13 protein-coding genes are annotated in these 14,804 nt (G+C 49.2%); 3 read left to right on the top strand and 10 right to left on the bottom strand.

Translation table 11 applies throughout. From position 1 onward, the window contains the following. Positions 1–80 precede the first annotated feature (80 nt). The gene (mtaB, locus tag GK091_RS09875) at positions 81–1,400 is read left to right on the top strand and encodes a tRNA (N(6)-L-threonylcarbamoyladenosine(37)-C(2))-methylthiotransferase MtaB (RefSeq protein WP_164036847.1); all 1,320 of its coding nucleotides are present in this window, start codon (positions 81–83) and stop codon (positions 1,398–1,400) included. Between the two features lie 281 nt (positions 1,401–1,681). Continuing rightward, entirely contained in the window at positions 1,682–2,080 is a 399-nt protein-coding gene (locus GK091_RS09870; RefSeq protein ID WP_164036845.1) for a VOC family protein, read from the top strand. Between the two features lie 94 nt (positions 2,081–2,174). Here GK091_RS09870 and GK091_RS09865 read toward each other — a convergent pair whose 3' ends face one another. From GK091_RS09865 to lpxK, 4 genes are all read right to left on the bottom strand, one after another. Next, the gene (locus GK091_RS09865; RefSeq protein WP_164036843.1) at positions 2,175–2,813 is read right to left on the bottom strand and encodes a gluconate 2-dehydrogenase subunit 3 family protein; all 639 of its coding nucleotides are present in this window, start codon (positions 2,811–2,813) and stop codon (positions 2,175–2,177) included. Between the two features lie 11 nt (positions 2,814–2,824). Beyond that, positions 2,825–4,570, bottom strand: coding sequence for a GMC oxidoreductase (locus GK091_RS09860; protein WP_164036841.1), 1,746 nt, complete (start codon positions 4,568–4,570; stop codon positions 2,825–2,827). A 97-nt stretch (positions 4,571–4,667) separates the two neighbouring features. Then, a complete protein-coding gene (locus GK091_RS09855) occupies positions 4,668–6,653 on the bottom strand; it encodes a putative porin (RefSeq protein ID WP_164036840.1) in 1,986 nt (661 codons plus the stop codon). Between the two features lie 52 nt (positions 6,654–6,705). After that, positions 6,706–7,758, bottom strand: a complete 1,053-nt coding sequence (gene lpxK, locus GK091_RS09850; protein ID WP_317166289.1) for a tetraacyldisaccharide 4'-kinase — start codon at positions 7,756–7,758, stop codon at positions 6,706–6,708. A 96-nt stretch (positions 7,759–7,854) separates the two neighbouring features. Between lpxK and GK091_RS09845 the strand changes: the two genes are divergently transcribed. Next, the gene (locus GK091_RS09845) at positions 7,855–8,961 is read left to right on the top strand and encodes an o-succinylbenzoate synthase (protein WP_164036838.1); all 1,107 of its coding nucleotides are present in this window, start codon (positions 7,855–7,857) and stop codon (positions 8,959–8,961) included. On the opposite strand, the gene GK091_RS09840 is transcribed toward GK091_RS09845, so the two are convergent. The 6 genes from GK091_RS09840 to GK091_RS09815 all read right to left on the bottom strand — a co-directional run bounded on the left by GK091_RS09840 (position 8,953) and on the right by GK091_RS09815 (position 14,685). Next, positions 8,953–9,804, bottom strand: a complete 852-nt coding sequence (locus GK091_RS09840) for a helix-turn-helix domain-containing protein (protein ID WP_164036836.1) — start codon at positions 9,802–9,804, stop codon at positions 8,953–8,955. The genes GK091_RS09845 and GK091_RS09840 overlap by 9 nt on opposite strands. 123 nt (positions 9,805–9,927) lie before the next feature. Then, positions 9,928–10,842, bottom strand: a complete 915-nt coding sequence (hemF, locus tag GK091_RS09835) for an oxygen-dependent coproporphyrinogen oxidase (RefSeq protein WP_170312638.1) — start codon at positions 10,840–10,842, stop codon at positions 9,928–9,930. A 21-nt stretch (positions 10,843–10,863) separates the two neighbouring features. Beyond that, entirely contained in the window at positions 10,864–11,493 is a 630-nt protein-coding gene (locus GK091_RS09830) for an AlbA family DNA-binding domain-containing protein (protein ID WP_164036834.1), read from the bottom strand. Positions 11,494–12,051: 558 nt separating this feature from the next. Continuing rightward, positions 12,052–12,528: a hypothetical protein gene (locus tag GK091_RS09825; RefSeq protein ID WP_164036833.1), complete on the bottom strand. Its 477-nt coding sequence runs from the start codon at positions 12,526–12,528 to the stop codon at positions 12,052–12,054. Between the two features lie 187 nt (positions 12,529–12,715). Continuing rightward, positions 12,716–14,011, bottom strand: coding sequence for a sensor histidine kinase (locus tag GK091_RS09820; RefSeq protein ID WP_164036831.1), 1,296 nt, complete (start codon positions 14,009–14,011; stop codon positions 12,716–12,718). After that, entirely contained in the window at positions 14,008–14,685 is a 678-nt protein-coding gene (locus GK091_RS09815; protein WP_164036829.1) for a response regulator transcription factor, read from the bottom strand. The genes GK091_RS09820 and GK091_RS09815 overlap by 4 nt, the downstream gene beginning before the upstream one ends. Positions 14,686–14,804 lie beyond the last annotated feature (119 nt).

Here is a 14,804-nt window from a genome sequence, read left to right as displayed (position 1 = left end):
CCATCTCTGATTTGATCGCGCTACGGCTACCCGCTGTGTCACGATCGGTTAAGAGAGGTTCTTTACGAATAGTACTTATCGTGAAAAAAGTCGCCTTTTATACACTGGGTTGTAAGCTGAACTTCTCCGAAACCTCTACGCTTGCCCGCTTAATGGAGCAGCAGGGGTACGAACGGGTGGAGTTTAACCAGCAGCCGGACGTTTTCATTATCAATACCTGCTCCGTGACGGACAACGCCGACAAGAAATGCCGGAAAATTGTTCGCGAAGCGCAGAAAATCAATCCGGAAGGCTATGTGGCGATCCTAGGTTGTTACGCACAGCTGAAACCCAAAGAGATTTCGGAGATTCCGGGTGTCGATGCCGTGTTAGGTGCCGCCGAAAAATTCCGGTTGCATGAACTCATGCCGACGTTTGTAAAAGTGTCGGCGGGTCAACCGGCGCAGGTGTTCAACTCACCGATCGAAGACGTTATCGATTACCACGCTTCCTACTCGCTCAACGACCGGACGCGCACGTTCCTGAAAGTGCAGGATGGCTGCGATTATCCGTGTGCTTACTGTACCATTCCGCTGGCCCGTGGTAAAAGCCGCTCCGACACAGTCGCCAACGTCGTGAAAGCAGCCCGTGAGATTGCTGAACGGGGCGTAAAGGAAATCGTGTTGACAGGCGTCAATATTGGTGATTTTGGCTTGGTGAATGGTCAGAAGCAGGAAACGTTTTTTGAACTGGTACAGGCGCTGGACGACGTGGAAGGCATCGAACGATTCCGGATTTCGAGCATCGAGCCAAACCTCCTAACCGACGAAATCATTGCCTTTGTGGCACAATCAAAACGGTTTGTACCGCATTTTCACGTGCCCCTTCAATCGGGTAGTAACCGCGTTCTGAGCCTGATGCGTCGTCGCTACAAGCGGGAACTCTACGCTGATCGTGTGCAGAAAATCAAGGAGTTGATGCCCCATGCCTGCATTGGTGTCGATGTGATTGTAGGTCATCCTGGCGAAACGGACGATGCGTTTAAAGAAACGTACATGTTCCTGAATGAGTTACCCGTTTCTTATCTGCACGTTTTCACCTATTCCGAGCGGCCCAATACGACGGCGCTCTCGATCAAACCCGTAGTGCCGGGTCACGTACGGGCCGAACGGTCGAAAATGCTTCACATTCTGTCGGACAAGAAACGTCGGGCTTTTTATGACTCGCAGGTCGGTCGTGACGCTACGGTTTTATTTGAAGAAGACATTGCCGATGGCTTGATGCAGGGCTTTACCGAAAACTACGTCCGTGTTATCGCCAAATACGACCCGTTGCTCATCAACGAACTATTACCGGTTCATCTGACCGCCGTAAATGCCGACGGGTTAATGGAAGTAGCCGAAGCGGCTTACGCTCACTAAGCGAGATGTGAGCTATAGCTGGTTCAATTTTTACGAATTGATTACCAAGCGAGTAGAATTGTTTTTTTCTGTCGTCGGGATGACCGACGATAGCATTGATTAGTAAAAATAAGCGCTGCGTTTTCCATACGTCACGCTAAACGAAAGCAAGTCAATACGTCTCAGGCCGGTTAGTCAACCGGCCTTTTTTGCGAATCAGCTACAACAAAAGCCGATGACAGGCCACGTGCTTGCCCGAATCAGTGGCTGGAACAGCGATTAAAACGTGATCGTCAACCCATATGAAACAACATATTGCTCAGCTTAGCCTTGTCGTCAATGACTATGACGAGGCCATTGATTTCTACACGAATAAACTCAACTTCGATCTGCTCGAAGATACGGTCCTGAGTGAAACAAAACGATGGGTTCGGGTTGCGCCAAAAGGCTCATCGGAAACGGGCCTACTGTTGGCTAAAGCCGATACGGATGAACAGCGGAGCCGGGTGGGGAATCAAACGGGTGGGCGGGTTTTCCTGTTTTTATACACCGACGATTTCTGGCGCGATCATGCAGCCATGCAACAGGCGGGCATTGTGTTCGTTCGGCCACCCGTGGAGCAGCCTTACGGCACCGTAGCCGTTTTCGAGGATTTGTACGGTAATCAATGGGATTTGATCGAACCGAAAAATCAGGATTGACGAAAAAGGGTTCTCGGTTTGATGGTCATACGCCGTATCTCCAAGATACGGCGTATGACCATCAAACCGAGAACCCTTTAACTGACGTTTGCGCTTATTTGCCCTGCGTTAGCTCACGCTCTTCGTAGGCCAGATTGTATTGTTTCAGCACGTCGTCTGGTACACCGTCCCACTGGTTCGGCACGTTACCGACATAACCGATATCCTTGATACCGATTTTACTGGTAAAAAAGCCCGTTGCCGTCAGGTTGCGCATCATCGAGAAAAACGAAGCGCCCTGCGTCATATCGGCTTTAGCCTGCTTAGGATACGCGATTTGTTCGATAATATCGATCTGCTGCGCCTTTGTGCAGAGAACGAACTGCTTACCATAGCGTTTCACGCAGGTGTTATCCAGCCAGCGAATACCACCCCGCATGGGCGTCTGGTTGGATGGCTGATCCTTCATCATAAACTCGATGAAGGCTGGCACACCCGCCTGCGAGGCACTACCCGACCGCTCATCGGCCGGAATAATAATATCGGACAGCACGGTAACCGTTTGCAGTTCGTGGGGCGTGAAGAACTTCTCGGCGTTCAGTTTTGCATCACGTTCCGCTTCAAACTTCTGCCGTCCACCCGGAATTTTGAGTGGCTTGACATCGGGTGGTGATGGCACGGCGGCCTCCACAGGCGAAACTGCCAGACCGAAGCCGGCAAGGGAAAAGGCTTTAAGGGTGTCTCTGCGTTTCATGACCGAAAACGTTAAATATTCTTCTTCTTAACCTGATCAATAAGGTATTCCGAGGTACGCATCGAACTGGCCAAGATGGTCCAGGTCACGTTCTTGTCACCTTGCGACGGGAACGGTGCGGCATCCACCACAAACAGGTTTTTCACGTCGTGTGCCTGCTGGTAGCCGTTCAGCGCCGATGATTTCGGGTCTTTACCCATCCGGGCCGTACCTACCTCGTGGATGATCTTACCGGGTGCTTCCAGACCGTAGCTATTCTCAGGACCGGGTTTGTTGCCAAGCGCAATGCCTCCCATCGAATGAATGATTTCTTCGAATGTATCCTGCATGTGTTTAGCCTGTTTCACCTCATAATCCGACCACTTGTAATTGAACCGAAGTACCGGAATACCGTATTTATCGACAACGTTCGGATCGATTTCGCAGTAGTTGCTCTCAAGAGGAACGGGTTCACCCCGACCGGCCATACCGACGTAGGCACCGTAGAAACGGCGGTAGTCGTCTTTCAGGCCAGCTCCGTAGCCACCACCTGGCTTCATCTTCCCATCGCGACCGGGAAGCATGCCATTCATGGCTTCAACACCCCAGCCAAATCCGTAGGCAGGCATACCCATACCGCCCCAGTATTCGATGTGGTAACCGCGTGGGAAATCTAACTTTTTGTTATCCAGCCACCACGGCGTAAAGACGTGCATCCCGCCAACGCCATCTTCGTTGTAGCGCTTGCGGTCCATCAACGCCGGTACAAACGCCGACCGAGACGCACCGGTCGAGTCATTGATGTATTTCCCAACAACGCCACTTGTATTGGCCAGCCCATTCGGAAACCGGCTCGATTTGGAATTGAGCAGCAACCGGGCGGTTTCACCGGCACTGGCAGCCAAGATAACTGACTTAGCGACGACTGTTTTTTCCTCCAGTGTCAGCGTGTCCACGTAGCTTACGCCCGTTGCCAGACCCGTTGCCGGATCGGTAATCACTTCGCGCACCATCGCCCCGTTGATCAGGGTAACGTTGCCCGTTTTCATCGCTGGCTTCACCAGTACCGACGACGACGAGAAATCGGCATACGCCTGACAGGCCCGACCGCATTGGCTACAGTAGAAGCAGGAACCCCGCTCATCGTTGATCGGTTTGGTCAGGATCGATAGACGAGACGGAATAACGGGGATACCGATGCTCCGCGCACCCTTACGGATCATCAATTCGTGTAAACGGGGTTTTGGCGGGGGCAGAAAGATACCATCGGGTTCCGATGCCATGTTTTCGACCGAACCAAAAACGCCGATCAGCCGGTCTACGCGGTCGTAGAAAGGCTTCAGATCATCATACCCGATCGGCCAGTCTTCGCCAACACCGGTCATACTCTTCCGTCTGAAATCGTCCGGCGCAAACCGGAGCGAAATACGGCCCCAGTGATTGGTACGTCCGCCAAGCATCCGCGACCGGAACCAGTGAAACTCGGTGCCTTTCGCAGTCGTATAGGGCTCACCATCAATTTGCCAGCCACCCCATGCCGCATCAAAATCACCGAACGCACGGGTCGTTCCGGCGCCACGACGGGGCGACTCATAGGGCCACTTCAGTTGCGTAATATACTTAGGGTCAGCAGGGTCGAAGTATCCACCGGCTTCCAGCAATACGACTTTAGCCCCGGCTTTCGCGAGTGTGTAGGCAGCCATGCCACCACCTGCGCCTGAACCGACAATAGCTACGTCGAATTGTGCCGGGGCCTTTTTAATTTGAAAGGGATCCATGCAAAAAAGTTGAGGTTATTAAGTTGAAAGAGTACTCGGGAAATCAAGCTTAAAGATACTACGTAAAGAGCAAATATGATCGTTACTACCCGCTTCCTTAGTCAAATAGATACCAATCGACACCAAAGGCAAAACTTCGGCGCATAGCCAAATAGTTGGGAGCTACGAAATAGCCGGGCTCAAATACACCCTGGTTGACGTGGGACAGCTTGACAAACAACCGGGTTCGGTTTACCCGCAGATTGGCGTAGAGGTCGGCTAGTACGTATCCCTCAACTTTCTGCTTGTTCTGAATATAAAATTGCTGGCTCACCGGCATGTAAGCATCAGCGTAGTAGGGTGACTTATAGTGCAGATCAACGCCGACCTGAATGTATAATACCTTGGCGTAGAGCAGTTCGTACTGGAACCGCGCGTTCATGAAAAATGGGGGTGTTCGCAGCACGTCGTTCCTCGATTGCACCGTGTAGTACGCCTGACCGGAGGCCAGAAACTTGCCGACCTCGAACTGATAGCCCAGCCCCGTTCGTAACACACTGAATGAACCATTGAGCTGACGAGCTACGGCATTACTGTCGAAATAAACGTAATTACTGAGCAGGTGATAGTCAAGCCCCGGTTGTAGCAGTAATTTTTTATACCGCAGATTCAGCTTCCCGTAGGCATGGTTGTAGCCGCGCAGACTGAAATTGTTGCGCCAGAAGAAAATATGACTCTGGAACCGCTCCTGCAACAGCGTCGGATTCGCAAAAATAGACGAGTACCCCGCAGTCAGGAATTTGCTCTCGAACTGCCCCTGCAATCGATACCCACCCCCAACCTGGTATTCAGCTTCGGCGGTTACCTGCGATAAACTATCGGGGAAATAATACCCTAGCCAGCCGCCCAGAAACGTCTCGACCCGCCGGGTTTCATATTCATTGTAATTGGTACGAGAGGTGTTGTACCGCGTATACTGCCCATATACCCGACTGCGGATATAGGCCCGATAGTTGAACGCCGACTCACCCCGTCGGTATATTCCCTTCAGGCCAAACTGATTTTCGAGCAGTCGAAAGCGGGCGTCCTGCTCGATACGCGATGTATCGCCGATAATGGCCGGGTAGAAAGCCCGGTTGAACGAAAGCGTATCGTCCTGAAAGTAGTTTTTGTGTCGGTTATAGTCGAGCCGGTGGTACACCTGAAACCCCTGATCCAGTACGTATTGGTGATATATATGCCAGTCATTCCGAATATCTGAGCCGCGTGGGTCAGGATAGGACGACGATAACGTCGATACGCCCCCCCCCGCCAGCATAGCATCGCCCGTGTAGGCATACCGATTCAGCGTTCCATCGAGATTAGTTCCGGGCTTCACACCGCCCTGCTCAGCAACCACGTGGTTCATGTTGATGAAATGCATCAACAGGGTGTACTTCTCGTTTTTGGACTGGTAGTTTGTATGGGCAAGAAATCCCCAGTTCTGGGCCAGCAGTTTAGCCTGGCTGGTAGCCCCACCCGTGCCAAACTGCTTCTGCGACGTAAATCGTTGAACATCGAATCCTACGTTCCAGCGGGGGGTTATGTTCTGCGCAAAATCGAACCGAAGTATGTTCTGGTTATGTCCACCGAGGGCCAGATACATATCCGTAAATGGCGACTTGGTATTGAAATACTTGACTTGCATGGTCTGGTACGCATAGGGCGAGAAAACCGAGTAGCCCGTCTGCGCCCCAAGCTGCTGGGGCACCGGCACGAACACGTCCCTGATGGGCGTACCCAGATTGCCCAGATCCTGATAATGATTCTGGGTCCGCTGCACGTACAGAAACCGGTGAACATCATCCATGGTCGTATCCATGGTATACAGTTTCTTCCGGTTGTTAAAAATATCACCTTCCAGTACGTAACGAGTGGACTTCGGCCCGTAAATAACCTTCGTCGAATCGTCAATACCGCTGCTATTGCCACCCGTGGTGCTGCCCGGACGCGTTGTCTGCCCAAATCCGCCCGGCAGTTGGGTTGTTGTACCCGGAAACTGCTGCGCCTGCACAAAGGTCGTCAGGCTTATAAAAAAGAAAAGAAAAAGTACGCTTCGATTCATCAAGTCAAAAGTACGCCAAAACCGTCGGATGCCCGGAACGAAACACCGTCGATTAACGATTTTTAAGGAGGACATTATCTACTAGTGCTGCAAATTTGGCTTTATCGTCTGGTAAAAACATCATTTCGACAGGCAGATAGTACAGCGGCAGCCGAAGTCGCTCATCAGCGGTGAGCAGCGCATCCAGTTTCACCCAGTCTTTTTCGGTTGTCAGCAGCACATCACCGGGAGCGATCGACCGAATCAGCTGATCGAAGTCGGCGCGTGTGTAGGCGTAGTGATCTGCGAACCGGTGGTTTTTCTTTATCGAAAACGTCCGTTGTACATACTCCTCCAGCGGCTTTGCATTGCCCAAACCCGAAACGAGAATAACCTCACTCAACCAATCAACGGGTTTCTGATCGGCAAACGCAATCGGTTGTCCGTAGTGTAGGCGGGCAAACAGGATCGGGGTGTCGGGGCGGGCATACGGCTGAATTTTCGCTCTGATGGCAGCCTGTTCGGTCGTGTTCAATCCGTCAGGACATTTGGTTACAATGATCGCGTCGGCCCGCCGTGCACCATGACGGCGTTCACGCAACCGCCCCGCCGGAAAGGGGTAATCGGCGTAGAACGGTCGGGTATAATCCGTCAGCAATAGATTCAGGTGCGGTTGTACGGCCCGGTGCTGAAACGCATCGTCGAGCAGAATCTGTTTGATGCCGGGCTCAAGGTCGAGCAGTTTCCGGATGGCATCGGCCCGCCGTTCGCCCACGCAGACCCTGACCTGATGCTTAAATTTTCGATAAAGCTGCAACGGTTCATCACCAATCGTTTCGGCGGTATCGTGATCCGTGGCGATTCGAAATCCGTTTGTTTTTCGGCCATAGCCCCGGCTTAGTGTGGCCGTCTCGACAGGTTTATTTGCTCTATCGTTTATGTGCCGTTTAATCAAATATTCAATCATGGGCGTTTTTCCCGTACCGCCGACGGTCAAATTTCCAACCGCTATAACGCAGGGGTCAGCAACATAACTTTCATATAATTTCCTATCGTACAACCAATTACGAACGTCGGTAATTGCTGCGTATAGTCTACTAAAGGGGATGAGTAATCGCTGAGACACCAGTTGCTTCGCTAATAATTTCGTAACATTGACTTTATTGAGCAGCCAAAAGTAGTACTTTTAGGATTGTGAACCCCCGCCATACCGTCTGGTACAATGAGTCTCAGAGCCGACTACCTGAAATACATCCTTCATTTTCGCTTCGAAGCGGGTACGTCGCGTGGGGTTCTTACGGAGAAAACATCATACATCCTTCGTTTATATGACGATGAAGATCCATCGGTTATTGGTTACGGGGAGTGTGGGCCGCTGAAGGGCCTGAGCTACGACGACCGGCCCGATTTCGAGGAGCAGTTGACGCAGAATTGTCAGGAGTTTAGCGACCTGGATTTGCAGCTCTTTAGCTGGAACGTTCCCATTGTCCTCAACCAGCTTATCAACCCTGAGTTTCCGAGTATCCTGTTTGGCTTTGAAACGGCCATGCTCGATTTTCTGGCGGGTGGCCGCCGTGTTCTTCTGGACACCGATTTTACGAACGGGCATCGCGCGCTTCCGATCAATGGGTTGGTCTGGATGGGTAGTCCGGAGTTCATGCGCCAGCAAATCGAGGAAAAGCTTCGTGACGGGTATACAACGATCAAGCTAAAGATTGGCGCGATCGACTTTGAGCAGGAATGTGATCTGCTGGCGATGATCCGCGACCGCTACACAGCCGATCAAATCACCCTGCGCGTCGATGCGAACGGCGCGTTCAAACCCGACGAAGCGCTGAAAAAGCTGGAACGACTGGCCACCTACGGACTGCATTCCATCGAACAACCTATCCGCGCCGGACAGCCCGATGCGATGGCCGAACTATGCCACAACACCCCACTTCCGATTGCCCTCGACGAAGAGCTTATCGGCCAGATGGAATACGTGCACAAGTTTCGGTTGCTGAAAAAGATACAGCCACAGTACATCATTCTCAAGCCAACCTTGCTGGGTGGTATCCGGCACTGCGATGAATGGATTGAAGTGGCGGGTCGCTTGAATATTGGCTGGTGGCTAACGTCGGCGCTGGAATCGAACATTGGTCTGAACGCCATTGCGCAGTATACGGCGCAGTTCAAAAATCTCATCCCACAGGGGCTGGGTACGGGGCAATTGTACTACAACAACATCGATAGTCCACTCACCATTGAGCACGGGCAATTACGCTACGATCCCGCTCAACCCTGGGACTTTTCGCAACTGGCGAAGGGCAGTATGCAATCACGCTAACGGATACGGGGCGCAGTGTAACCCTGAATTGGTCAGTTCACTACGCAGATGGGTTGGCGACTTCCCAACGAAATACGAAAAGTCATGGATCAGGTGGCTCTGATCGTAGTAGCCGTTTCGCTCGACAAAGTCGTACCAGTCGGGTTGGGTGCATTGGGGTGTACGAAGCTCGTTCAGGACACGCTGAAACCGCTGAAACCGAGCGTACTCTTTTGGCGAAAATCCAACGTATTTTTGAAAACGCAATTGAACGGCCCGCTCCGAGATGCCCTGCGCCATAGCCATAAGCTTTACCGGATTCAGGTGTAGCTGCGATTGGTGCACTGCCAGTGAGTTCACTACCTGCTTGAGTGCCTGATCGCTGGTCTTTACATACGGTTCGGCAAACGCGTTGACCGTCGCTATCCTGTCTAATGGATCAGCGGTTTCGGCCAGTTGTTCCCACAAAATCTCAAAACATTTCCTGATCAATAGCTCATCGGGATGAAGCAGCTGGCCATTGATTTGCTGAACGGGAATGGCAAAAAACCGGTAAAATCCATCGAACGAAAAATTGACGGACAGTATGTCCCCGCCCGCTTCACTCCGAAACCGGATGGCCTGCTTGATCGGACCCAGTATAGCCACTCGGTTCAACCGGAAAGTCGCTGTTGAATCAGTCTCAAACTGTATGGTTTGCGGCTGACCAAAATTAAACAGCAGACTGGCCTGAAAATTCGGCAACAGTACCCGTTCAACTGGCTGATCGTCTTCCGTCCGGACAGTATAGATATGCCGAACGACTGCCTGTACACGGGCGGTTGGTTTAGCGTATAACTCCTGCAAACCGGGTGGCTGACTCATGGGCTACTCGTTATATATGGTCAACTTATATTCCTGACCGGCTACCGGGAACCATAGGCTGATTCGGTTCCCTACGTAGGCAACGAACAATAGAGGCTGCTGTTTAGGTCGTTCCAGGTAAACCTAAACCCAATCGATACCTTTTCGAAGTTGGGTTAACGTTTGTTCTTCGCGACTGCCCGATTCGGGCCGGAAATCATACGCCCAGTTAGCCTGAGGTGGCATACTCATCAGAATGGACTCCGTACGGCCATTCGTTTCAAGACCAAATTTAGTGCCCCGATCCCAGACCAGATTAAATTCGACATACCGCCCCCGACGTAGTAATTGCCACTGCTTCTCGCGTTCGCCAAACGGCAGATCACGATTCTTGTGCATAAAGTGGGTGTATATAGGCGCAAACGTATTGCCCACATCTTGGACAAACGCAAAAAGGTCAGCTTTGTGAGCCGCATCCGCCGGTTTCAGGTAATCGAAGAAAATACCGCCGATACCACGCGTTTCCTGCCGGTGAGGAATGTAAAAATAATCGTCGGCCCATGGCTTGAACTTGGCATGATAGGCCGGGTCATGACGGTCACAAACGGATTTGAGGGTTTGGTGAAACCAGCGGGCATCCTCTTCGACCACGTAATGCGGAGTCAGGTCGATCCCCCCACCGAACCAGCATTGACCGCTGCTCATCTCAAAATACCGGACGTTCATGTGAATGATCGGCACCATCGGGTTGTGCGGGTGCAAAACAATTGAAACGCCGGTCGCATAGAATTCAGCCGGCTCGGTCAGGTTCAATGAACGTAACGTGGATTCTGTCGCTTCACCATGAACGGCCGAAAAGCCAACGCCCCCCTTCTCAATAACGGCGCCATTGGTCAATGTACGCGAACGCCCTCCACCGCCACCGGGCCGTTCCCAGGCGTCTTCGCGAAATGTTCCGACCTCATCCGCGCCTTCCAGGGACTGACAAATGCGGTCCTGTAGATCAATAAAAAAAGCAGTAATCGTTTCCTTTGTGCTCAGTTGCTCCGACGTTATCATACCCGCAAAGATACGACATGATTATTCCGCAAGCTTCAGTGCATACCGTACCGGACGAGGTTTGTCAATCATTAGCAGCAAGCCCTGACCAGTCAGTTCACGCAGTAATTTACCCGCCCTATACTCAGAAATATTGATCAGTTTGGCAAATTTCTCAGCGGTAACGTACTCATTTTTACGAAGATGCTGAATCAGTGTACGCGTCGTGGGTGATTTGAGCAACTCATGCACATTGGCCGTTTCCTTGGTAATAATAAGTTTGTTCGTTGGCATCGATTTGTCTTTTGCCCGAACATATATAGTGCGTTTACCCGCTTCATCAATTACGTAATGGGGTTTCTCCTCGCTCTCATTGACCCGAACAACCAATACGGTCCGCCCATCGGGGGTTAGTACTTCGTAACTAATGGTTAGGGCCGGATCGACAAGCTTATCGGTCGCATCTTCCAGTTTGTAGATTTCCCGTGATTCGGATGGCACACCGACAATTTTGCCACTGTCGGCTATCCCAATGAGGATAACACCACCTGATGTGTTCGCGAAAGCAGCCAACGTCCGGGCGATACGATAAGCCGATGAAAGAGAACGTTTAAATTCTAGTCGCGTATTTTCACCCTGAGCAATAAGATCATCAAGATCATTTCGAGTCATAAATGAATAACAAAAAAATCAACGTTTCGTCCCTTTTACAGCCTCAATTTACACCATTTTTCAGCAATTGATATCCAGTGCTTGAGAAGGAAACGTTTCGCACCGTATAGTATAAACACACCTTACCGGGCAGAAAAAACAATACGTTATGAAAGGCAAATGGAGAGTTGTAAGTATACAATCCAATGAGGGAGTTTGCTTGCCAATTAGACAGTTGTCACTGAAAAATGCTCAATAATATATTAAGTCGCTATCAATGACAATTGCCAGTAGTATGTATATAAGCCAGCAAAAGAAGTTTTGTAATGGGCAGCCGTTTCTCCCCTATCAACCAGCCGTACAGTGATTACCAACCTTCTGCTTATTTTCTTACCTTATGTAATGAAACTATGATAGTTACGTATTGAATTAGTTGACAACTAAACGACTATATTTTTGTTAAAATCCTGCAATCTTTAGTCAGTATAAGCTAGCTATATAACTTGATTATAAATACTCCCCATAACTGCATGTTTACGGTGGAGTATTTATAACGACGAGCAAATGATGAATCAGAATTTATTCTTCAGTCGATTTGGCTTGTGGCTTGCGACCACGTGGTTTTCCTGTATAGGTTGCTTTCGGCGACTGATCGGTCAGGGCTAGTTCATAACCTTCTGTTCCTTCTTCGTAATCAAATGGTTTAACGGTAAAAACGTATTTCGCTTTTGTATAATCGATTCCGCTTTTCTGCAAAATGACGGGCATGGAGATGCTATAGCTTTTAGCAGCTTTTTCCAATTCAAATGTCCCTTCCTGCTCACCAGTAACCGGAATAACAAAAAGTGATTTGATTTTCCGTTTTCCTTCCTGAGTACCAATTCTGAACTTGGCATTTTCCGGATCAAACCCTAATTGCGAGATAGATTTAGCGGGAAAAACAAGCTTGCCAGCGGGTGATATATACCCTGTAACTGGTGTTGATTTTTTTTCCTTTTTTTCTTTTGCTACGGCATTATCCTGTGGGTTGAAAAAACGAATTTGTGTAGTTTTCATGAAAATCAGCTGTTTATTCTATGTATTGGACGAAATCAAGCGCGAATATACAGAGTCTATTTATGCTATCTGATTAATGAATGAAATAAATAAATCAACAAAAAGCTATGTTCTGACAGCATTCATTTTTTTACTTATAAATAATTAGTAACGACGACGGGTACATCGTAAAATTTATACGCCAGATTCAGTTATTTGAATCAGTCAGTAATAGCCTGGTGATATAAAATTGATGTAGCCCATTCGTCTCTTTATACGTCACCTTCAACCCATAACTATCGCAGATCTGCTTGACAATCGACAGACCCAATCCTATCGAATCCGTACCAGTCGCTTCTTTTTTAAACCGCTCGAAAAGACGGTTTGGGTCGGATACGAGGTGCCCGCCCGTATTGCTGAGCGACAAATAATCTGTGCTGGAATCCAGCTTGATCGAACCACCGGAATGATTGTGTTTGATGGCATTATTCACCAGGTTCGTTACGAATATGTCCGCTAAGGTGAGCGGTAATTTTACGTCAAACGGTGTGAGCTGATGATAATGAACAGTAAGCTTTTTAAACGATAACACGTCATCCATATCCTGCAATTTCTCCTGGAATAGCTGCGTAAGATTGATAAGCTGCGCATCCTGAAACTGGTTATTTTCAATTTTTGCCAGCAATAGTAAACCCTGATTCAATCGCACGATTCGCCGGGATGCCTCGTAAATTGTTCCTATCCAGTTTGTCTGGGTTTCGGTAAGTTGTTCGCTCTGAATTAACTGTTCAACTTTTGCATTGATAAGTGCCAATGGAGTCTGCATTTCATGCGACGCATTTTCGGTAAACTCCTTCAGGCTTTGGTAATCGTGCTGCATTTTATCAGCCATTTTCTGAAGCACTTCATTAAGTTCATTGAATTCATTTATTTCAGGTTTGGATAATCGTAGTGGAGTGACACTGTTCAGATTGAAATGCCGGATTCGCGACAGGGTTTCGTAAAACGGATGCCAAAGTCGCCCGGATAATTTCCCTTGAAACCAGAAGGTACCCAACAGCAAAAGCCCCAGAAATGTAGCCATCGTGAAGGTGACGGCTTCAATTAACCGATACGTCTGAATTAGTGATTTACGAATGGATACCCGATGAATAGTTCCTTGAATGGGTACATAAAAGGTTAATTGCCGAAACGGAATTAACTCATCATCATACCGATTACGAATCAATGTATCGGTAAATACGCCCCTCGTTTGTGTCAATTGCCGGGTGTGCTGGCTTACGGGAACGATGTCAATTTTATTCTCGACGAAATAGGGGCTGCTCGTCCATGAATTATGTATTCGGACGTATGTTTCAAAATCACGGCGCTCAATCTGCAAACGGCTTTCGACGTCATCATAGATCAGCAGACGAACAATATGATAAAAAGCCAGCGCGGTGAGCAGGTAGATAATCAGCGAAAACGCTAAATAAATCCGGTTGGTTTTAACAAGTAGTTTCAAGGCTGGCTGAATTTATATCCGATACCATAGATTGACTGTACATAATCAGCGGCTCCTTTTTCGATTAATTTACGGCGCAGATTTTTGATGTGCGAATACACCATATCAAATGAATCAGCCGAGTCGATGTTGTCACCCCATAAATGTTCGGCAATCGACGCTTTAGTTAACGCGACATCAATATTCGACAGAAAATACAGCAATAAATCGTATTCCTTGCGCGATAAGGTTGTCAGTTGATCGTTGACATAAACCTTTCGGGTGTGTGGCACAACGACAATTTCCTCGAACCGAATTTCAGTATGGCCCCCAAACTGACGGCGTCGTAACAGCGACTTGACCCGGGCATTTAATTCGGACAGATGAAAGGGCTTGGTCAGGTAATCATCGGAGCCTATTTCTAATCCCTTGAGCTTGTCTTCCAGTGCATTGCGGGCCGAAATAATAATAATTCCCGTGGTGGCAACGAGTCGTTTCAATGTTTGAATGAGCTGAAAACCGTTTCCATCTGGTAACGTCAAATCCACAATTACGCAATCGTAAGTATAGAGGTATATTTTTTCGTCAGCCTCCTGAAATGTTGTCGCCGTTTCACAGATATATCCTTCCTTTACCATGTAATCGGTGATACTCTCGGCCAGACCTTTTTCGTCTTCAACCACCAAAACTTTCATAGCGTTGTTCGGCTAGGTAAACCGCAAAAGTAGTGGTCAATTCTGGAAAGATTCTGGACGTTTTCAACTCGTCGAATCCCAGCTTTACCGACTCTCTATCGCTCAATTGTGCGTACTTT

It is taken from the genome of Spirosoma agri (assembly GCF_010747415.1).
GTDB lineage: Bacteria > Bacteroidota > Bacteroidia > Cytophagales > Spirosomataceae > Spirosoma > Spirosoma agri.
Note: the sequence above shows the minus strand (reverse complement) of the source record. Positions and strands in the feature narration are given on the sequence as shown.

Bases quoted from the DNA above. Each gene is read 5' to 3' on its own strand.
- GK091_RS09870 (WP_164036845.1), top strand. From the start codon at position 1,682: ATGAAACAACATATTGCTCAGCTTAGCCTTGTCGTCAATGACTATGAC.
- GK091_RS09865 (WP_164036843.1), bottom strand. From the start codon at position 2,813: ATGAAACGCAGAGACACCCTTAAAGCCTTTTCCCTTGCCGGCTTCGGT.
- GK091_RS09860 (WP_164036841.1), bottom strand. From the start codon at position 4,570: ATGGATCCCTTTCAAATTAAAAAGGCCCCGGCACAATTCGACGTAGCT.
- GK091_RS09855 (WP_164036840.1), bottom strand. From the start codon at position 6,653: ATGAATCGAAGCGTACTTTTTCTTTTCTTTTTTATAAGCCTGACGACC.
- GK091_RS09845 (WP_164036838.1), top strand. From the start codon at position 7,855: ATGAGTCTCAGAGCCGACTACCTGAAATACATCCTTCATTTTCGCTTC.
- GK091_RS09840 (WP_164036836.1), bottom strand. From the start codon at position 9,804: ATGAGTCAGCCACCCGGTTTGCAGGAGTTATACGCTAAACCAACCGCC.
- hemF (WP_170312638.1), bottom strand. From the start codon at position 10,842: ATGATAACGTCGGAGCAACTGAGCACAAAGGAAACGATTACTGCTTTT.
- GK091_RS09830 (WP_164036834.1), bottom strand. From the start codon at position 11,493: ATGACTCGAAATGATCTTGATGATCTTATTGCTCAGGGTGAAAATACG.
- GK091_RS09825 (WP_164036833.1), bottom strand. From the start codon at position 12,528: ATGAAAACTACACAAATTCGTTTTTTCAACCCACAGGATAATGCCGTA.
- GK091_RS09815 (WP_164036829.1), bottom strand. From the start codon at position 14,685: ATGAAAGTTTTGGTGGTTGAAGACGAAAAAGGTCTGGCCGAGAGTATC.